The following is a 19,692-nucleotide window of genomic DNA, read 5'->3' as shown; positions in this document are numbered from 1 at the left end:
CTGATGGCCAAACGCCGCGCCGACCAGCTCCTCGTTGACAGGGGGCTGGTCGAAAGCCGGACACGGGCTCAGGCCCTGATCATGGCTGGCCTCGTCTATACCAGTGACCGCCGGATTGCGAAGGCCGGCGACCAGCTTCCCGAGGATGCCCCCCTCGCCCTCAAAGGCCAGGACCATCCCTGGGTCTCGCGCGGTGGCCTCAAGCTGATTCACGCCATCGAACATTTCGGGCTGGACCCTAAAGGCCGCATTGCTATTGACGTGGGTGCCTCGACCGGTGGCTTCACGGACGTCCTGCTGACCCACGGCGCCGAAAAGGTCTATGCCGTGGATGTCGGACACGGACAGCTCGCCTGGAAAATCCGCTCGGACGAACGCGTCATCGTCATGGAAAAGACGAACGCCCGCGCCCTGACTGCCGAACAGATTCCTGAGCCTGCCGGAATTGTCGTCTGCGACGCGAGCTTCATCGGCCTGCGCACCGTCCTGCCCGCAGCCCTTGAACTCACCACGCCGGATGCCTGGGCCGTCGCCCTCATCAAGCCCCAGTTCGAAGCCGGACGCGGGGAAGTCGGGGCCAAAGGCGTCGTCCGCGACCCTGCGGTCCATGAACGTGTCTGCGAAGAAATCCGGGAATGGTTCGCAGCCCTCCCCGGCTGGGACGTCCTCGGGATCGAGGCCAGCCCCATCACCGGCCCCGAAGGCAACCGCGAATTCCTGATCGCAGCCCGCAAAACTGATACGACACAGCCCACCGCGAAATAGTTTTCCAAAACGGTTTTACCGGAAAGACCGCGCTTTTCCTTTGGAAATTCGGGTCTTCTCCGTGCTATGGCTCCGCCGTCATGACAGCCGTAATCCATCCCGACATCCGCCCCCGAATCAATTCCGTCGCCTCCGACGACCTGAACGCAGCCGAGCGCGAGCGTATCCACGCGAAATCCGCTCTCTTCGCACCGCCCGAGGCGCGTCTCGCGGACGGACGACGCGATCTGGTGGGCCTATCACGCGAAGAGCTGGCAGCGCTCATGACGGATATCGGCGAGAAGCCCTTCCGCGCCAAGCAGCTCTGGCACTGGATTTACCATCAGGGCGCCACCGATTTTTCGGCCATGACAACCATCGCCAAGCCGATGCAGGCCAAACTCGCCGAGCACTTCGTCGTCAGCCGCCCCACGACGGCCACCGAACAGACCTCCATAGACGAGACGCGCAAGTTCCTTTTCCGCTTCCGCGACGGTCAGGAAGCTGAGACAGTCTATATTCCGGACCGTCGGGAAGACCGCGGCGCCGTCTGCATTTCCTCGCAGGTCGGCTGCACCCTGTCCTGCACCTTCTGCCACACCGGCACCCAGAAACTCGTCCGCAACCTCGGCCCTGCCGAGATCGTCGGCCAGTTCATGGCCGCCCGCGACAGCTATGGCGAATGGCCCAGCCCCAGCGCGGACATGCCGCGTTATCTGTCCACGATCGTGCTGATGGGTATGGGCGAGCCGCTCTATAATTACGAAAACGTCGCCAAGGCCATGCGGATTATCATGGATGGCGAGGGTATCGCCCTCTCCCGCCGCCGCATCACGCTCTCAACATCCGGTGTAGTCCCGATGATGGACCGCTGTGGCGAGGAACTTGGAATCAATCTGGCCATCTCCCTGCATGCCGTGACGAACGAACTGCGTGACCAGATCGTCCCGCTGAACCGCAAATACCCGATCGAAGAGCTGATCGCTGCCTGCCGCCGCTATCCGGCTGCGTCCAATGCGCGGCGCATTACCTTCGAATACATCATGCTCCGCGGCGTGAACGACAGCGAAGCCGATGCCCGCGAACTGGTGCGCCTGATCCGCGATCTGCCGGCCAAGGTGAATCTGATCCCGTTCAACCCCTGGCCCGGCTCGGACTTCCAGCCTTCCAGCCGCGCGCAGATTGCGAAATTCGCCAATATCGTGATGGACGCAGGGTTCGCCTCCCCCATCCGCGCAGCCCGCGGACAGGACATCCTCGCGGCCTGCGGGCAGTTGAAAACCGAAAGCGAACGCCAGCGTCGCACTGCCGCATCGGATACCTGACACACGCCCGGTTTCCCTCTGTCGGCTGAACTGCTAGAAACGCTTCTCAAACGAAACACACCAAGGACCACACCGTTATGAGTGCCCACCAGGACGTCAAGAAAGTTGTGCTCGCCTATTCTGGCGGCCTGGACACTTCGGTTATCCTTCGCTGGCTTCAGAAAACCTATAACTGCGAGGTTGTCACCTTCACCGCCGATCTCGGACAGGGCGAAGAGCTGGAGCCGGCCCGCAAAAAGGCCGAGATGTTCGGCGTCAAGGAAATCTTCGTCGAGGATCTGCGCGAAACCTTCGTCAAGGATTTCGTGTTCCCGATGTTCCGGGCCAACACGCTCTATGAAGGCCAGTACCTGCTAGGCACCTCCATCGCCCGTCCGCTAATTGCACAACGCCAGATCGAGATTGCCGAAGCCGTCGGTGCCGACGCCGTGGCGCATGGTGCGACCGGCAAGGGTAACGATCAGGTCCGCTTCGAACTCGGCTATTATTCGCTCAAGCCGGACGTGAAGGTCATCGCACCCTGGCGTGAGTGGGACCTGACGTCCCGCACGAAGCTCCTTGCCTTCGCCGAAGAGAACCAGATCCCTGTCACGAAGGACAAGCGCGGCGAAGCCCCGTTCTCCGTGGATGCGAATCTTCTGCACTCCTCTTCCGAAGGCAAGCTGCTCGAAGATCCGTCGATCGCCGCCGAGGAAATCGTTTTCCAGCGTACGATCTCTCCGGAAGCCGCCCCTGACGTCGCAACCGAAATTGCCATCGACTTCGTCAGCGGTGATCCGGTCGCCATTAACGGCGTCGAGATGACCCCGGCAACTCTGCTGACCCGTCTGAACGAACTGGGCCGCGACAACGGCATCGGTCGTCTCGACATCGTGGAAAACCGCTTCGTGGGCATGAAATCCCGCGGCATCTACGAAACGCCGGGCGGCACGATCCTGCTGGCCGCGCACCGCTCCATCGAAAGCATCACGCTCGACCGCGAAGCTGCCCATCTCAAGGACAGCATCATGCCGCGCTACGCCGAAATCATCTATAACGGTTTCTGGTTCTCGCCAGAGCGCCGCATGCTGCAGGCTCTCATCGACACCAGCCAGCATTCCGTCACCGGCCGTGTCCGCATGCGCCTGTACAAGGGCAATGTGACCTGCGTCGGCCGTGAAAGCCCCCACAGCCTGTACGATACCCGCGTCGTGACTTTCGAGGACGACGAAGGCGCCTATAATCAGCAGGATGCCCAAGGCTTCATCAAGCTCAACGCCCTGCGCCTGCGGCTCGGCGGTCAGATCGGCCGTCGTGGCGGCACGCTCTGATTTCTCAACTGACTCCCCGGGGGACCATGACCAGTCTGATCCGTCTTACATCCGCTTTCGCCCTGTGTGGTGCCTTTGCCCTGACGGGCTGCTCGGGCGCCCCGAAGCCAGTGGATGATTCCGACCTGACGCCCGCGCAGTTCATGGCGAAAATCCATGCTGAACCGGGCGTCAAGACCCTGCCGGACGGCCTGGCCTACAAGGTTCTCCAGTCAGGCCCAAAAGATGGTGACAGCCCGCATCACGGCTCCACCATCATGGTCATCTACGAAGGCCGCCTCCCCGATGGCGGTATTTTCGACAGCTCTGACCAGCATGGCAGCGGTGCCTACATGGAAATGCCGCTCGACGGCCTCGTGCAGGGCTGGCTCGAAGCCCTTCCCATGATGCATGTGGGCGATGAATGGATGCTCTACCTGCCGCCCAATCTCGGCTACGGCAAGCGCTCCATGGGCATTATCCCGCCCAACAGCCCGCTGATTTTCAAGATCCGCCTTCTGGGCGTCAATAACGGCGGCGGCGGCCAGCAGTAAAAACCGTTATCCCCTTCCGGAGCCCCTCTTCAGGGCTGCCTCCGGAAGGGTCCAGTGCGCATCGCAACGCGCCTCATAAAGCTCCTGATCGCCCGTCTCCAGAAGATGACCCGTATCATGGGTTTTTGCGGTCCATGCCGCTGGCGCCCCGCAGACATGACAGCGCGCTGTCAGAACAATGACCTCATCTGCCTCATCCCGCAGCCGCTCCATGACGTCGAACGGGATACGCCGGTAATCGGTATCCAGCCCCCCGACCGTCACATCCACGCCCTGCGCCCGGACGTTTTGAATATCCTGAACGATATCGCCCCGATAATGCGGCGAGACCCAGAACTGCCCCTCATCCAGAACGACATGGCTGTACCGGTGTGCCTCTGCGGGCCATACGTTCGCCGAAACCGCAGCAAGATGGGATCCGTCCCGGCTGACAAGTTCGGAACCATCTCGCGTATCAAAGCCCGGCTTGAGCGCCAGTACATCTGCCTGCTTTTTCGCTGCGGCAATCAGATGTGCGGATTTCCCGGCAAACATCGGCCCCACATACACTACAAGACGGCCTCTGACGGTCATGGCTTCTCCTTCCGATAGCGCCATGAGCCCTATTACAGCCGATTTGCCAAGCCCCGGACTTGCTGAAACGCCTCCGAAGATGCGACAACGACACTGTGATCAGAATTGACCCAGCTGTCCGACTTCCCCTGTTTCTCGCCATTTTCATGGTGGCGGTCTTCGTTGTCGGCCATGCCTGGGAAAATCGTGTTCAGGCCCCGCGTGAATACTCCAATGAATGCAGCATCTGCCATCACGGCGGTCATGGTCAGGTTTCTGAAGTCGCCCCGATTTTTGGCCGCGTTGGCCCGATCGCACGAACTCCTGCCGGGCACCACTACCTGGCCGACGTCCTGCTTTACGGACTGGACGGCCCCATCACAGCGGGAGACGGCCATTACAACAGTTCCATGCCGTCCTTCCATCGCCTCTCCAACGACGAGATCGCGCGTATCCTGACATTCGTCGCAAGTCAGGAAATGCCCGCAGACGCCCCCACATTCACCGCCGCCGACATCGCAGCCGCACGGGCTCATCCGATGTCGGCGACGGATGTTTTGCAGGAACGGCAGAAGCTCGACCTGCAGACGCCCGTTCAGTGAAGCCGCCCGCTTCCCCCATCCCTGCTCCCTTTCCCAGCAACTGAAGACAGAACCCATGCAGCGCGTATTTTCCGGCATCCAGCCAACCGGCATTCCCCATCTGGGCAATTATCTCGGAGCAATCCGCAACTGGGTTACGCTGCAGAAAGACCATGACTGCGTCTTCTGTCTGGTGGACCTGCATTCCATCACCATGCCCTGGGACCCGCAGACCCTGCGTGAACAGACACTCGGCTCAACGGCCTGTCTTCTGGCCGCCGGAATCGAACCCACACGCCTGTACAACCAGTCCGCCGTCAGCGCGCATGCCCGTCTCGGCTGGATTTTCAACTGCGTCTCACGCCTCGGCTGGCTCAACCGCATGACCCAGTTCAAGGACAAGGCCGGCAAGAACCGCGAAAACCATTCGGCGGGCCTTTATGTCTATCCGAACCTGATGGCGGCTGACATTCTGGCCTTCCACGCAACCCGCGTCCCCGTCGGCGAAGACCAGCGCCAGCATATCGAGCTCACCAACGACATCGGCCAGAAATTCAATCACGACATGGGCGTGGAGTTTTTCCCGCAGGTGGAGGCCTTCATCCCTCCCGCCGCAGCCCGCGTCATGAGCCTGCGCGACGGCAGCAAGAAAATGTCCAAGTCCGACCCGTCAGAACAAAGCCGCATTGTCCTGACCGACACCGCAGACGACATCGCCCTGAAAATCCGACGCGCCAAGACCGATTCCGAACCGCTCCCCAGCGAAATGGACGGCCTGAGCGAACGTCCGGAAGCCCGGAACCTCGTCTCCATCTATGCAGCCATGTCGGATGAAACACCGACAGACATTCTGGCCCGCTTCAGCGGTCAGGGCTTTGGCCCGTTCAAGAATGCTCTCGCGGATCTTCTGGTGGAACGTCTGGCCCCGGTCGCCAGCGAAACGCAGCGCCTGCTTCAGGACGAAGCACATCTGCTCTCGGTCCTGCGTGCCGGTGCCGAACGTGCAAACAGCGTTTCGGAACCGATCGTTCAGGAAGCCGAACGCCTCGTCGGCTTCCTGCGCTAGGATTTCAGATGCTGGACGACCGGGAAACCGGTTCGTTCAGCAGATCCATGATCTCGGCAGCGGCCGCATCAGCGGGTGTCCCCACAGGCGGTGCGAGCATCTCAAGCACGTCAGCAAACGCCATACGCTGCTTTTCCACCATCTGCGGATCGCTCAACAGCTTCGAGACCATCTCAGCCAGCTTCTTCGGCGTACAGTCTTCCTGAAGCAGTTCCGGCACCACCTCCCGCCCCGCCAGCAGATTGACCATCGCCACATGCGGAACCTTGATCAGGCGCCGCGCGATCGTCGCCGTCACCGGATTGACCCGATACGTCACCGCCATCGGCACATTGCCCATCGCGAGTTCCAGCGTGGAGGTCCCTGACTTGGTCAGGGCACACTGCGCAGCCGCAAAGGCATCGTGCTTGTCATGAATATCGGTAACAATATGCGGCTGGATCGGCCATTTGCGGATCAGTTGACGGATCGTCGGCGCAATGACAGGCGCAACCGGAATCACAGGACAGATATCCGGATACTGCACCCGCAGAAGATCCAGCATCTTACGGAAAACGGGCAGAAGCCGGGGGGCTTCCGAGCGCCGGCTGCCCGGCATCAGGATCACGACGGGCGCATTGGCCGGAATATTGTGCCTCAGCCTGAACCGCTGCGCATTCCCCTGCCGCACGCCCGACTGAAGCACCGGATGCCCGACAAACCGCCCCTCAAGACCGCGCTTTGCAAACCATTCAGGTTCAAAAGGCAGCAGGCAAAGAAGCCTGTCCCACAGACCAGGGAATTCCTTGACCCGGCTTTCCCGCCAGGCCCAGACCTGCGGCGCCACATAATGAACGCGCTTGATTCCGGAACGCTCGATCTTCTGCAAGAGGCGCAGGGAAAAACCCGGACTGTCGATCGTCACGACAAGATCGGGCTTGCGCAGTTCGATATCCTGAACGGCCTCCAGAAGTCGCTGCGACAGATGCCGCAGACGGGGCAGCACTTCGACAAGCCCCATCACCGCCAAATCGCTCATGGGAAACAGGCTGTGCAGCCCCAGAGCTTCCATACGGCCGCCCCCGACGCCTGCGAAAACCAGCGAAGGGTCCTGTGCATGAAGCGCCTGCATCAGGCGCGCTCCAATCACGTCTCCACTGGCCTCGCCTGCCAGAATCCAGATCACCCGCCCGTAACGGGGCAAAGGCATGGTCGTTTGGGAGGGGTCCACCGTGGACTGTCCGTCAGATCCGGATTCTGGAAGAGAGCTCATCGACGCAATACTGCCCCTGTTGCCTTGAGAACCGCAGCTTCCACCGATTTGGAAACCGCTTCAAGCTGCGTATCCGTAAGACTCTCGCCCTGCGGCTGCAAGACCACTTCCACACCGAGGGAGCGATGCCCCTCTGGCAGGCTGCCGCCTTCGAACACGTCAAACAGACGCACATCCTGCACCAGATTGCGATCCGCCATCCGAACCGCCTTCAGAACAGCCTGGATTTCGACATCCGGTCCAGCAACGAAAGCAAAGTCCCGCCGGACAGGCTGCAACGATGACAGCACAGGCGCGGATTTCCGCTTCACCTTCGGCTGCGGCACCTGATCCAGATAGACTTCAAACGCCACCACGGTCCCGCTCAGGCCCAATGCCCGCGCAACACGCGGATGCAGTTCTCCGAACGTCCCCAGAACCGTCTTTGGCCCCTGCCGAACCTGCCCGGAACGACCCGGATGATAGAACCCCGGCGCATCTGCCGTCACGGACAAAGCCGCTTCCGGCACCCCCAGAGCCACCAGAGCCGCCAACAGATCCGCCTTCGCATCCCACAGGCTGGCTTCATGCGCAGCAACACCCGGCTCACGCGTGGTCAACCCGGCCCGAAGACCGGCAAGACGCAGATGCTGACCCGTCGCATCAAAGCTCGGTCCAACCTCAAACAGCGCACCCTCGCCCGAAACGCCAAGACCGCGCGCCAGATTGCGCGACAGTGCCCGCGCCAGATTGACCAGCGGGGTCGGACGAAGCTGGTCCAGATCCGTGGCGATCGGGTTCAGAAGATGCTGCGTTTCCGGAAGCTCTCCGAACAGCGCCGCATCATCCTGCGCCACAAAGGAAAAGCCGACCGTCTCAGTCAGTCCGCGCGCCGCACAGATCCGCCGCAGCAGTGCCGCGCGCGCCTGAAGAGACGTCACGGCCGGAGCCGGAACCACCGTTGCCTGCGGCAGCGCCACTGCCGGAACATTGTCCAGTCCGTAAAGACGCAGCACTTCTTCAAGAAGATCGCATTCCGCTTCCATGGCCTGAACATGCCCGGCAGCTTTCGCAGCCACATCCGCATTCAGTGTCGGCGCCTGGGCCAGAACCTGTCCCGAAGCGATGTCGTTCCGCCAGGACGGCACCAGGAACGTCGCAGCGTCTGCCGTTTGCTCCGTCACCTCGAAACCGAGATGCTCAAGCGAGCGTACAGCATCTTCGGCTGTAAGATCGACGCCCCCCAGCGTCTTCAGACGCTCGAAACGCAGCGTCGCCGTCCGCTTCCAGTCGGGCAGAATGCCCGCTTCGGTAATCTCGCTGACCTCACCGCCACACAGATCGCGGATCATGATCGTGGCGGCTTCAAGCCCATTGAGAACCTGTGCCGGATCAATCCCACGCTCAAAACGCTGGCGCGCATCGGTATGAATGGCCAGACGACGCCCGGTCAGGGCAATCCGAACTGCGTCAAAGAGCGCCGATTCCACGAACACATCGGTGGTGTTCTCATCAACGCCACTGCTCTCACCACCGATCAGGCCCGCGAGCGACTGCACCCCGGCTTCATCGACAATGACCATGTCCTCGGTGCCGAGCACATATTCGCGCCCATCAAGGCCGGTAAAGGTCTCGCGGGCGGCATGTGTCACCGTCAGCGTATCGCCTTTAAGTTTTGCAAGATCAAAGACATGCAGCGGACGACCAAGATCGTATGTGAGGTAATTCGTCACATCGACGAGCGCCGAAATCGGCTTGACCCCAACAGCTTCCAGACGCCGCCGCAGCCAGTCCGGGCTCGGCCCGTTTTTCACATTCCGAATAACGCGCCCAACAATATACGGGCAGGCCGGATGTTCAGTCTTCCACGCCAGAGGCGACGGGAAATCCCCTTCAACCGCTTCGGTAAGCCAGGGCTTGAGACGCCCGATGCCCGCCGCAGCCAGATCCCGCGCAATGCCACGAATACTCAGCGCATCACCCCGGTTGGGCGTAATCGCGATCTCGATGACCGGATCATCGAGTTCAGCATAGGCTGCGTAAGATTCTCCGATCGGAGCCGCCTCGGAAAGCTCGGCAATCCCGTTGCTTTCCTCGCCCAGCCCCAGTTCCTTCAGGGAGCACAGCATTCCGTTGCTGTCCTGCCCGCGGATCTTGCCCTTCTTGATGGTAATGTCGAGCCCGGGAACATACGTCCCCGGCGTCGCAAAAATCACATGCAGCCCTGCACGCGCATTCGCCGCACCACAGACGACCTGCACATCTTCAAAGCCGCCGCCTGCCGCCACACGACAGACCTGAAGCCGGTCTGCATCAGGATGGCGATGCGCTTCGACAATCTTGGCCGTCCGGAAGCCCACAAGGCTGTCGGCAGGGTTTTCAACGCCCTCGACCTCAAGCCCGATGACATTCATCCGGGCGCAGATGTCTTCAACAGAAGCTGTAAAATCAAGATGTTCACGCAGCCATGAGAGAGAGAACTTCATGTCACACGCCCTCCGTCAGCGTGGCAGGCGAAAACGCCGAAAATCCATAGTGCCGCAGCCAGCGCAGATCACTTTCATAGAAAGAGCGCAGATCAGGGATGCCATTCTTCAGCATCGCCAGTCGCTCAATTCCCATTCCGAATGCAAATCCCTGCCATTCGGCCGGGTCCAGTCCGCAATTCGCCAGAACCCGCGGATGGATCATCCCCGAGCCCAGAACCTCAAGCCAGTCAGACCCGCCACCGATCTCGCCTGTCGCCTTCGACCAGCCGATATCGACTTCCATGGAAGGCTCGGTGAACGGGAAATAGGAAGCGCGAAAACGAACCGGCAGGTTCGGCTTGTCGAAATAGACACGCAGGAACTCGATCAGGCAGCCCTTGAGGTGACCGAGCGTGATATTGCGATCCACCACCAGACCTTCGCACTGATGAAACATCGGCGAATGCGTGGCATCATGGTCCGCACGATAGGTGCGCCCAGGGGCAATAATGCGGATCGGCGGCTTTTCGCCCAACATCGTTCGGATCTGCACGCCCGATGTCTGCGTCCGCAACACCCGTGGCTCACCGCCTTCAGCCTCCGGCGGCAGATAGAACGTGTCGTGCTCGGTCCGCGCAGGATGGTGGTCCGGCGTGTTGAGCGCCGAGAAATTGTGCCACTGGCTCTCGATATCCGGCCCTTCGGCAACGGAAAAACCCATCGCGCCGAAAATGGCTGTCATTTCTTCAATGGTACGGCTGATGGGATGGATGGTGCCCGTCACAACCGCAGGGGCTGGCATCGTCACATCCACGCGCTCGGAGCGCAGACGGGCCTGAAGCGCTTCTTCCTCAAGATCGCGACCACGCGCCTCGACAGCCGCCGTCAGTTCATCGCGCAGACGGTTCAGCGCCTGACCGCGCTCCTTGCGCTCCTCAGGCTCCAGCTTTCCGAGTTGCTTGAGCAGCCCGGTCAGCGCACCGGATTTGCCCAGTGTTCCGACGCGGATCGCGTCCCACTGCGCGCGGTCCTGCGCTCCGGCCAGCGCGGCCAGCGTGTCATTCCTGAGTATATCGAGATCGTCAGCCATACCGCCCATCTCCTGCAGCACAAAACAAAACGGGCCGTCCTGATAACAGGACGGCCCGCCAGTCACCAGACCCCCAGGGGGGTCAAGCCGGAAAAGCTCAGCCGAGAGCGGCCTGGGCCTTCTTCACGATTTCACCGAAAGCGGCGCTATCGTCAAACGCAATAGCAGCGAGGACCTTACGGTCGATCTCGATGCCAGCCTTGTCCAGACCGTTGATGAAGCGGCTGTAGGTCAGACCGTGCTCGCGGACGGCAGCGTTGATACGCTGGATCCACAGGGCGCGGAAATCACGCTTCTTGTTGCGACGGTCACGATACGCATAACGCAGCGCCTTCTCGACGCGCTCCAGAGCAATGCGATAGTTCGTGGAAGAACGGCCGCGATAGCCCTTGGCGAGCCCGAGAACCTTCTTGTGACGGGCGTGCGACGTTACGCCCCGCTTGACACGTGCCATAGTACCTTATCTCCTCAGAGCCCGTAGGGCGCCCACTGCTTGATTGTCTTCGCATCCATGTCCGTCATGGTCTGGGGACCACGGTTGGTGCGCTTCATCTTCTGCGGACGGTTGATAAGGCCATGGCGCTTGTTGCCTGGGCCGCACATCACTTTGCCGGTCGCGGTGATCTTGAACCGCTTCTTGACCGACGACTTGGTCTTCATCTTGGGCATTTCGGTCTCCCTCGCCGTAAACGATTGGTCCTACACACAGTAAGGACTCTGCACGGCCGGGCATGCCACTCGTGGCCCGGACGCGTGCGCGGAAGCGGTGTCCTTATCCGAGGACAAAGTATTCTGCAAGCGCATTATTTTCTTGAACGCTCAATCATAAGTGGTCCCTTTCCTCAAGTCACGACGACGTGAATGTCCTCACAGTGACGTGAGCAAGATGAACCTTCTGACATCTTGACCCTTGATATCCTTCCATGTGCTTTGTCCGGAAGTCACCGTGCTGCACCAGAACAACATCTTCAGGAACATCATGAGCACATCATCCCGGCCAGGGCTCTGGGCCCTGATAACGGCCGCGGTCTTCGCGCTTTGCGGCGCGATCCTTACCGTTGGCGGCGCATGGGTCGCCGCTATCGGCGGCCCTCTCTATTATGCCCTCCTCGGCGTGGCGCTCCTCGCCACGGCTTTCCTCTCATTCCGGCGCAATCCGGCTGCACTCTACCTGTTTGCAGTCGTCGTATTCGCAACGGTCATCTGGGAACTCACCGTTGTCGGTCTCGACATCTGGGCCCTGATCCCGCGTTCGGACATCGTCATCATCCTTGGCATCTGGCTGCTTCTGCCGTTCGTCTCCCGCCAGATCGGCGGTACGCGGACGACCGTGCTCCCGCTCGCAGGTGCGGTTGGCGTTGCGGTTCTGGCCCTGTTCGCCAGCCTCTTCACGGACCCGCATGACATCAGCGGCGAGCTGCCGACGCAGATCGCAAACGCCTCCCCCGCCGACCCGGACAACGTCCCGGCCAGCGAATGGCACGCCTATGGCCGCACGCAGGCTGGTGACCGCTGGTCCCCGCTGAACCAGGTTAACGCATCGAACGTCAGCAGTCTCAAGGTCGCGTGGCATATCCATACCGGGGATATGATGACATCCAACGACCCGGGCGAAGCGACGAACGAAGCAACCCCGATCGAATTCAACAATACGCTTTACATGTGCTCCCTGCACCAGAAGCTGTTTGCGATCGACGGTGCGACCGGCAACGTCAAATGGGTTTATGATCCGAAACTCCAGATCAATCCCGGCTTCCAGCACCTGACCTGCCGCGGCGTCAGCTTCCACGAGACCCCGGCCAACGCGACCGATTCCGATGGTAATCCCGCACCGACGGACTGCGCCAAGCGCATCATCCTCCCGGTCAATGATGGCCGTCTTGTCGAGATCGACGCCGATACGGGCAAGACCTGCTCAGGCTTTGGCACCGATGGTGAAATCGGTCTGCGCGTTCCGAACCAGCCGTATACAACGCCTGGTCAGTATGAACCGACGTCCCCGCCGGTCATCACGGACAAGCTGATCATCGCCAACAGCGCGATCACCGATAACGGTTCCGTCAAGCAGGCTTCGGGCGCCACGCAGGCATTTGATGTCTATACCGGCAAGCGCGTCTGGGTGTTCGATGCATCGAATCCCGATCCGAACCAGCTTCCGGATGAAAGCCATCCTGTCTTTCACCCGAACTCCCCGAATTCCTGGATCGTGTCGTCCTACGACCGTAACCTGAACCTCGTGTATATCCCGATGGGCGTGGGCACTCCCGACCAGTGGGGCGGTGACCGCACGAAGGACTCCGAGCGTTTTGCTCCGGGCATCATCGCGCTCAACGCAGACACGGGTAAGCTTGCCTGGTTCTACCAGACGGTTCACCACGACCTGTGGGACATGGACGTTCCGTCCCAGCCAAGCCTTGTGGACATCACGCAGAAGGACGGCACGCTTGTTCCGGCCATCTACGCTCCGACCAAGACCGGCGACATCTTCGTGCTCGACCGCCGCACTGGAAAGGAAATCGTCCCTGCACCGGAAACCCCGGTTCCGGGTGGCGCTGCTCCGGGCGATTACACCAGCCCCACACAGCGGATGTCACAGCTGACCCTGCGTCCGAAGAACCCGCTGAACGACTCCGATATCTGGGGCGGCACGATCTTCGACCAGATGTTCTGCAGCATCTATTTCCACACCCTGCGCTACGAAGGCCCCTTCACGCCGCCGTCGCTCAAGGGTTCGCTAATCTTCCCTGGCGATCTGGGCATGTTCGAATGGGGCGGTCTGGCCGTCGATCCGCAGCGTCAGGTGGCCTTCGCCAACCCGATCTCCCTGCCGTTCGTCTCCCAGTTGGTTCCCCGCGGACCGGGTAACCCGCTCTGGCCTGAAGAAAACGCCAAGGGCACAGGTGGCGAAACCGGCCTGCAGCACAACTATGGCATTCCGTATGCCGTCAACCTGCATCCGTTCCTGGATCCGGTGCTGCTACCGCTCGGCATCAAGATGCCCTGCCGTACGCCGCCCTGGGGCTATGTCGCTGGTATTGACCTGAAGACCAACAAGGTCGTCTGGCAGCACCGTAATGGCACCCTGCGGGATTCCATGTACGGAAGCTCCCTGCCGATCCCGCTGCCGCCGATCAAGATCGGTGTCCCGAGCCTTGGTGGCCCGCTCTCCACGGCCGGAAACATCGGCATCCTGACGTCGTCCATGGATTACTACATCCGGGCTTACAACCTGACGACAGGCAAGGTCCTGTGGCAGGATCGTTTGCCGGCCGGCGCCCAGAACACACCGATGACGTATGCCATCAATGGCAAGCAGTACATCGTGACCTATGCTGGCGGACACAACTCGTTCCCGACCCGCATGGGCGATGATATCATCGCCTACGCCCTGCCCGATCAGAAATGATCTGACAGAACCAGAAAAACCATAAAAAAGGGGAGGTGCCACCCGGCATCTCCCCTTTTTTTATTGCAGCGTACTGGCCACAGACACGTTCGTTACATATGGTAATACTTCGGTCGCAGACGAAAGACATGCCATGAGATTGCCCGCCGCCCGCCCCGCACTCGCTGTAACGGTCGTATTTTTAAGTACGATGATAACAGCACGCGCCGAGGATCAGTCTCTCGGAGCAATGCTGGACCCCCACCATCATGGTCAGCTCATCTACCCGCCGGCGGAACTCGAACAACGCAAAAGCGGTACGGCCCATATCCGCTGCACCATCAGTGCCACGGGTTTTCCCACAGAGTGTGAGGCCTCCGCCTCACAGCCGGATTTCGCGCTCGCTGCCGAACATCTGGCCTATAGCTCGAAATTCCTGCCAGCTTACGAACATGGCAGCCCCGTTCAGAGCACATGGGAATATGCATACACTTTTCACGTGCACCCCGACCTGACGACCCCGCTGCTCGATAAGCTCCATTCAGCACCGCCCCATTATCCCGAAGCGGCAGATGTTGCCGCTCTTGGCGCGCACATCGCCGTCACCTGCCAGGTTGATCCGATCGGTGTCGCCCATGACTGCACCGCCAGCGAAGGCCCCGCTATCCTGAAACAGGCATCGCTCGCTTATTTCGGTCTTGCAAGATACTATCCGGCCCTGAAGGACGGTCAGCCCGTTTCGGCGCAGTATCACGGCAGCATCAACTGGGACTCATCTCATCCCGTGGATCAGAAGGGATTTCGCTAGTTCGGCGGCAATGAGGCAACTTGCCTCATACCCGAAACATATTGCATGATTTCCACAAATCCGGGACACGGCTTACACGACCCGGTCCTGCTCTGGAGACCTTCACCATGTCATTCCGTCGCCTGTCCGTTGCCGCACTTGCCGTTATGGCCCTCGGTGCCCAGATGGCTCACGCCAAGCCCTGTCGTGACGACAAGGGCAAGTTCACAAAATGCGAGGCACCGCAGAAGCCGAAGCCCTGCCGGGACGCAAAAGGCAAGTTCACGAAGTGTCCTGCACCCGCCAGCAGCACGGCTCCTGCAACAGCACCCAAGTAATACGTCACACCCCCGAAGGCTCCGGCCAACGGGGGTTTCTCACACCGGGAGAGCAGCCCGTTTCTGAATGGCCTGCGCCATGGCTTCGACCCCGTTGCCACGATTGGTCGAAAGTGCCTTGACCAGACCCATATCATGCAAAAACACCGGGCTCGTCCCAAGAATTTCCGCATTGGTCCGGCCTGAGTAAACCCTCAGCAGAAGTGCCACGAGCCCCTGAACGATCGCGGCATCGGACGCACCTGCAAAAAACAGCTTTCCATCCCGTTCAACGGCCTCAAGCCAGACCTGACTCTGACAGCCGGGGACACGATGGGCGTCATCCTGCCATTCTTCCGGAAAAGGTGGCAGCTTGCGTCCCATCTCGATGATGTACTGATAACGCTCCATCCAGTCATCAAACAGACCCAGCTCCGCCTCGATCTCCTCAATGGCAGCAGCAGCCGTGTCTTCCTGGGGCACAAGATAGGCATCACTCACGCGTTACAATCTCCATTACAGACCTCTGCTCCATGCTCACGTTACCGTTCCGCATGGTCTCGGCAACAGCCCCGCGCAAGGCATCCTGCGTAAAAGGCTTTGGCAGAAGCAGACCGTTTTCAGGCGTCGGCATATCATCTGTATGTCCGCTGATAAACAGGACCTTCAATCCCGCCATCGCTTTCTGTAACGCCGCCGCACAGGTCAGGCCATCATGCTCGGGCATCCGCATATCAATGATCGCCAGATCGAAGCGGGATGCCGGATCGACAGAGTTCAGCGCCTCTTCCAGCGAAGCCACAGCCGTTACCTCGTGCCCGTCCTGTGCAAGGAAACCTGCCGTCACCATCCGTACCGGCGCTTCATCATCCAACACCAGAACCTTCAGCGACCGTCCAACCGTCCCACCGGAACGTTCCGGCTGACTGATCCGCTGCTGCCCACTCCGCGCCACAGGCAGAATCAGCGTCATGCGCGTTCCCTCACCCACGACGCTCTCTACGGTGATTTCCCCGTAACTGCGGCTGAGGAATCCATACACGCTCGACAGCCCCAGCCCCGTCCCGCGCCCGACATCCTTGGTCGTGAAGAACGGGTCGAAAATTCTCGCCGCAATTTCGGGTGTCATGCCCGCCCCTTCATCCACGACGTCCAGCGCCACAGCCCGCTCTGGGCAGCATTCCGCAGGCAGGTCCGTTCGCTTCTGATCCACAATCCGCGCACTGATCTGCACCGTTCCACCATCGGCCATGGCATCGCGCGCATTCACACACAGGTTCAGAAGCGCCATTTCAAGCTGGTCAGCATCCGACCAGACCAGCGGCAGATCCTGCGGCAGATCTTCGACACATAGCGCGCAGGGCGACGCCACTGCAGGCGCACCGCGCTTCTTGAGGCTCTGACGCAGAAGATCCGTCAAACCGGGCAAAAGCTGCTCCAGGGACACCGCCGACAGACGTGCTTCACGCGGGCGGCCGAACTGAAGCAGCCGTCGTGTCAGAACCGCTCCACGCTGCGCTGAATCCGCAGCATTGCGCAGCAGTGCCACAGAGGCCTCGTCCAGATCGGCGATATCTTCCAGCAGTTCGAGAGATCCAGAAATCGCTGCGAGCAGATTATTGAAATCATGCGCGATTCCCCCTGCAAGCGTCCCCAGGGACTGAAGCTTTTCCGCCTGTCGAAGCCGAGATTCCATAACAACGCGCGAGGTCACATCGCGGTCCATGCTGACCTGCCAGGCATCCTGCGAAGACGCACCTTCCGGCCATGCCAGCGCCAGCCGCGTCAGTTCGTGCCACCGGGTTGAGGCCTTGCCGCCCTCTTCTGCAAGAACTTCCCCAACCAGACGCTCTTCCTGCCCCGACCTGCGAACGCCCTCCCGCATGGCCGAAACCTCCGGCCAAAGACTTTCAGGAAAATGAGCCTGCTCGGTCTCGGCGCCGCTCTCGGCTTCATCCCGCACATTGCTGCGGATGCACCGGCCGTCCCGATCCGAAAAGACCAGTCCGATCGGCAGCGCTTCCATTAATCCACGCAGCAGAGCCTGCTCGGTCCGTAACGCCCGCTGTGCCAGACAATGCTGCGTGACCTCACCGACCAGCGACCGTAGCGCATCCGAATCCCACGGCTTGTGCACATATGCCTGAACCTGCCCCTGATTCAGCGCCGATACGACGGCCTCCAGATCCGCATATCCCGTCAGTAGAATGCTGCGCGCGTCCGAAAACCCCCGCGCCTGCATCAGCAGCTGGTCTCCAGTCAGGCCGGGCATCCGCTGATCGGAAATGATAGTCGCAACATCCCTGTGCTCCCGCAGCAGATCCAGCGCCCGCAGCGGATCCGTCGTGGACAGGATTTCATACTGGTCTTCCAGCAGGTCCGTCAGGGCGACAAGGATTTCCTCCTCATCGTCCACCAGCAAAATCAGAGGACGCGACGGTCCTTTTGCGCTCCAGAAAGTCATGCTGCGCGGCCAGTCGCCACCGGCCCCTCCTCGGTCATGCGAACGGGCAGACTCAGCCGGAAACAGGCTCCGATGCCATGCCCGCCCGGCAGATTGGCGTCCATTACTTCAATCGTTCCGTCATGCGCCTCCATGACACTATAGGCAATGGCCAGCCCCAGCCCCGTCCCGGTTCCCACAGGTTTGGTCGTGAAAAACGGGTCAAAGATCCGTGTTCGCAGTTCATGCGGAAGGCCCGGTCCATCATCGCTCACGCTCATTTCATAGCGCCCGTTCTCCAGCCGCGAGGCGATGACGATCGTACCTCGCACCACATCCCCATCCGAAGAGATGTCCGCCAGCGCATCCGCCGCATTGGAGATGATGTTCATGACAACCTGATTGAGAAAAGCCGGCTGACAGACCAGTTCTGCCGGAGCCTGAAGATCCTTCCGAACCACAATTCCCGGCCCCAGCTTATGAGCCAGCAAAGCAAGCGCTGTCTCCAGAGCCGCAGGCACATCAACTTTCTGAAACGAGCTCTCATCAAGGCGCGAAAACCGTCGCAAACTCAGCACAAGATTTTGAATACGCTGCAGTCCAAGTTTCATGGATTCCAGCCGCGACATGCCTTTTTTTGTCAGTGAGACTGCTTCGTCAGACGCATTGACGCCCTGCAGACGTTTGAGCGTCCGCGTCACCGTATCGGCATGCGCAATCGTGAAAGCCAGCGGGTTGTTGATCTCATGCGCAATCCCAGCCACCAGTTCGCCCAGCGAGGCCATTTTCGCCGTCTGCACGAGCTTGGACTGCGCCTGAAGAAGCCGCTCGTTCGTGCGCGCAAGTTCCATATTGGCCTGCGCCAAGGCTTCGGCCATTTCCGCCTTGGCCCGCGCGGCCTCCAGCGTCAGCGCATTCTGCTGACGCTCGATTTCCTGCTGACGAAACTCGTCCTGCGCCATCCTGCGCTGGGCCAGCGTCCGAATTCGCATGGCAAGGGCCTCAAGCGCGATATCGCTGGGCACCAGATCATCAATTCCGGCCTCAAAAAACTCGCCCGAAGACTGGCGCCTGAACCGCGATGCCTCCACGATTCCCAATGTCCGGAACGGAATTCCGCCCGCCTCCAGAACAGCCTGCCGCCGGGCGTCCAGAAGGCGACAGAATTTCAGATCTTCGTCTCCGCTCCCGAGTTCAAGCACCAGACAGTCCGGACTGTCCGCCCCCCGCAGCCAACCACCGTCGATCAGATCGTCCGAACGCTCAATGGACGTAACGGTGTGCCCGTCACGCCAGAGCAGCTCTCCCAGCGTTGTTTCGGGCGCTTCTTCGACTGCATCTTCCTCGTCCTCATCCTCCCGTGGTGAATTAACGATCACGATCCGTGCCCGACGCAACCGGGACGCCTCGTCAACCTGAAGAAGCTCAGGCCCCTCCCGCAACAGCGCTCGCATCCGCAGAACCATCAGGTCAGGATGCGCCGATTTTGAAATATAGGCGTCAGCCCCGCTCTCCAGCCCCTCGCGCTCGACGCCCGGCGACGCATCTTCCGTCAGCATCAGAATGGGAATATTGCGGGTCAGCGCATCCAGCCGCAGTCGCCGCGCAAGCTGGCCACCACTCATCCCCGGAAGCTCGGTACAGGCCACCACCAGATCGGGCATCGTATCCTCGATCGTGCCCAGCCCTTCTTCGCCGCTGGTTGCGCAAGTGAGCGCAAAGCCCTCATTGACCAGAATCCGGGCAATCTGCCGGGCATGGTCGCAGTCAGGCTCCACCAGAACGACCCGGGGCATGTTCGGCGTTACCATCGGCATCTCGAATTCAGGAAAAGGCATGACGGCACGGGAAAGTTTGCAT

General features: G+C 60.6%; 18 protein-coding genes. 9 read left to right on the top strand and 9 right to left on the bottom strand.

Annotated elements, in window-relative coordinates:
• The first annotated feature begins 3 nt into the window (after positions 1-3).
• The 4 genes from GAL01_RS04970 to GAL01_RS04955 all read left to right on the top strand — a co-directional run bounded on the left by GAL01_RS04970 (position 4) and on the right by GAL01_RS04955 (position 3,912).
• The gene (locus tag GAL01_RS04970; protein ID WP_062033008.1) at positions 4-765 is read left to right on the top strand and encodes a TlyA family RNA methyltransferase; all 762 of its coding nucleotides are present in this window, start codon (positions 4-6) and stop codon (positions 763-765) included.
• Positions 766-845: 80 nt separating this feature from the next.
• A complete protein-coding gene (rlmN, locus tag GAL01_RS04965) occupies positions 846-2,069 on the top strand; it encodes a 23S rRNA (adenine(2503)-C(2))-methyltransferase RlmN (protein WP_062033013.1) in 1,224 nt (407 codons plus the stop codon).
• A gap of 77 nt (positions 2,070-2,146) precedes the next feature.
• Positions 2,147-3,379: an argininosuccinate synthase gene (locus GAL01_RS04960; RefSeq protein ID WP_062033017.1), complete on the top strand. Its 1,233-nt coding sequence runs from the start codon at positions 2,147-2,149 to the stop codon at positions 3,377-3,379.
• 26 nt (positions 3,380-3,405) lie between these two features.
• A complete protein-coding gene (locus GAL01_RS04955; protein ID WP_062033022.1) occupies positions 3,406-3,912 on the top strand; it encodes an FKBP-type peptidyl-prolyl cis-trans isomerase in 507 nt (168 codons plus the stop codon).
• Between the two features lie 6 nt (positions 3,913-3,918).
• On the opposite strand, the gene GAL01_RS04950 is transcribed toward GAL01_RS04955, so the two are convergent.
• Positions 3,919-4,485, bottom strand: coding sequence for a thymidine kinase (locus tag GAL01_RS04950; protein WP_062033027.1), 567 nt, complete (start codon positions 4,483-4,485; stop codon positions 3,919-3,921).
• Between the two features lie 95 nt (positions 4,486-4,580).
• Here GAL01_RS04950 and GAL01_RS04945 point away from each other — a divergent pair, with 95 nt between their 5' ends.
• Positions 4,581-5,066, top strand: coding sequence for a c-type cytochrome (locus GAL01_RS04945; protein WP_062033032.1), 486 nt, complete (start codon positions 4,581-4,583; stop codon positions 5,064-5,066).
• Between the two features lie 55 nt (positions 5,067-5,121).
• Positions 5,122-6,111, top strand: a complete 990-nt coding sequence (gene trpS / locus GAL01_RS04940) for a tryptophan--tRNA ligase (RefSeq protein ID WP_062033033.1) — start codon at positions 5,122-5,124, stop codon at positions 6,109-6,111.
• A gap of 4 nt (positions 6,112-6,115) precedes the next feature.
• On the opposite strand, the gene lpxB is transcribed toward trpS, so the two are convergent.
• The 5 genes from lpxB to rpmI all read right to left on the bottom strand — a co-directional run bounded on the left by lpxB (position 6,116) and on the right by rpmI (position 11,569).
• Positions 6,116-7,363: a lipid-A-disaccharide synthase gene (lpxB, locus tag GAL01_RS04935; RefSeq protein ID WP_062033034.1), complete on the bottom strand. Its 1,248-nt coding sequence runs from the start codon at positions 7,361-7,363 to the stop codon at positions 6,116-6,118.
• On the bottom strand, positions 7,360-9,828 hold the full coding sequence (pheT, locus tag GAL01_RS04930; RefSeq protein ID WP_062033038.1) for a phenylalanine--tRNA ligase subunit beta: 2,469 nt from the start codon (positions 9,826-9,828) through the stop codon (positions 7,360-7,362). The genes lpxB and pheT overlap by 4 nt, the downstream gene beginning before the upstream one ends.
• A gap of 1 nt (position 9,829) precedes the next feature.
• A complete protein-coding gene (gene pheS, locus GAL01_RS04925; RefSeq protein WP_062033285.1) occupies positions 9,830-10,900 on the bottom strand; it encodes a phenylalanine--tRNA ligase subunit alpha in 1,071 nt (356 codons plus the stop codon).
• 97 nt (positions 10,901-10,997) lie between these two features.
• Positions 10,998-11,354 carry a 50S ribosomal protein L20 gene (rplT, locus tag GAL01_RS04920; RefSeq protein WP_062033041.1) on the bottom strand — a complete coding sequence of 119 codons (357 nt, stop codon included), beginning with the start codon at positions 11,352-11,354 and terminating at the stop codon, positions 10,998-11,000.
• 14 nt (positions 11,355-11,368) lie between these two features.
• Complete coding sequence (rpmI, locus tag GAL01_RS04915; RefSeq protein ID WP_046901279.1) at positions 11,369-11,569, bottom strand: 50S ribosomal protein L35; 201 nt, start codon at positions 11,567-11,569, stop codon at positions 11,369-11,371.
• 310 nt (positions 11,570-11,879) lie between these two features.
• Between rpmI and GAL01_RS04910 the strand changes: the two genes are divergently transcribed.
• The 3 genes from GAL01_RS04910 to GAL01_RS04900 all read left to right on the top strand — a co-directional run bounded on the left by GAL01_RS04910 (position 11,880) and on the right by GAL01_RS04900 (position 15,410).
• Positions 11,880-14,306: a glucose/quinate/shikimate family membrane-bound PQQ-dependent dehydrogenase gene (locus tag GAL01_RS04910; RefSeq protein WP_062033288.1), complete on the top strand. Its 2,427-nt coding sequence runs from the start codon at positions 11,880-11,882 to the stop codon at positions 14,304-14,306.
• A gap of 133 nt (positions 14,307-14,439) precedes the next feature.
• Positions 14,440-15,093, top strand: coding sequence for an energy transducer TonB (locus GAL01_RS04905; protein ID WP_077803087.1), 654 nt, complete (start codon positions 14,440-14,442; stop codon positions 15,091-15,093).
• A 107-nt stretch (positions 15,094-15,200) separates the two neighbouring features.
• Complete coding sequence (locus GAL01_RS04900; protein WP_062033045.1) at positions 15,201-15,410, top strand: hypothetical protein; 210 nt, start codon at positions 15,201-15,203, stop codon at positions 15,408-15,410.
• Positions 15,411-15,449: 39 nt separating this feature from the next.
• On the opposite strand, the gene GAL01_RS04895 is transcribed toward GAL01_RS04900, so the two are convergent.
• The 3 genes from GAL01_RS04895 to GAL01_RS04885 are packed head-to-tail and all read right to left on the bottom strand — an operon-like array spanning position 15,450 to position 19,670.
• Positions 15,450-15,890: a SufE family protein gene (locus GAL01_RS04895; protein WP_062033048.1), complete on the bottom strand. Its 441-nt coding sequence runs from the start codon at positions 15,888-15,890 to the stop codon at positions 15,450-15,452.
• The gene (locus GAL01_RS04890) at positions 15,883-17,853 is read right to left on the bottom strand and encodes a response regulator (protein ID WP_062033051.1); all 1,971 of its coding nucleotides are present in this window, start codon (positions 17,851-17,853) and stop codon (positions 15,883-15,885) included. The genes GAL01_RS04895 and GAL01_RS04890 overlap by 8 nt, the downstream gene beginning before the upstream one ends.
• Positions 17,850-19,670, bottom strand: a complete 1,821-nt coding sequence (locus tag GAL01_RS04885) for an ATP-binding protein (RefSeq protein ID WP_062033054.1) — start codon at positions 19,668-19,670, stop codon at positions 17,850-17,852. The genes GAL01_RS04890 and GAL01_RS04885 overlap by 4 nt, the downstream gene beginning before the upstream one ends.
• Positions 19,671-19,692: the final 22 nt, after the last annotated feature.

The sequence above is a fragment of the Gluconobacter albidus genome (assembly GCF_002723915.1).
In the GTDB taxonomy this organism is placed as follows: domain Bacteria; phylum Pseudomonadota; class Alphaproteobacteria; order Acetobacterales; family Acetobacteraceae; genus Gluconobacter; species Gluconobacter albidus.
The sequence above is the reverse complement of the archived record's forward strand: the minus strand, read 5'-3'. Positions and strand labels throughout refer to the sequence as shown.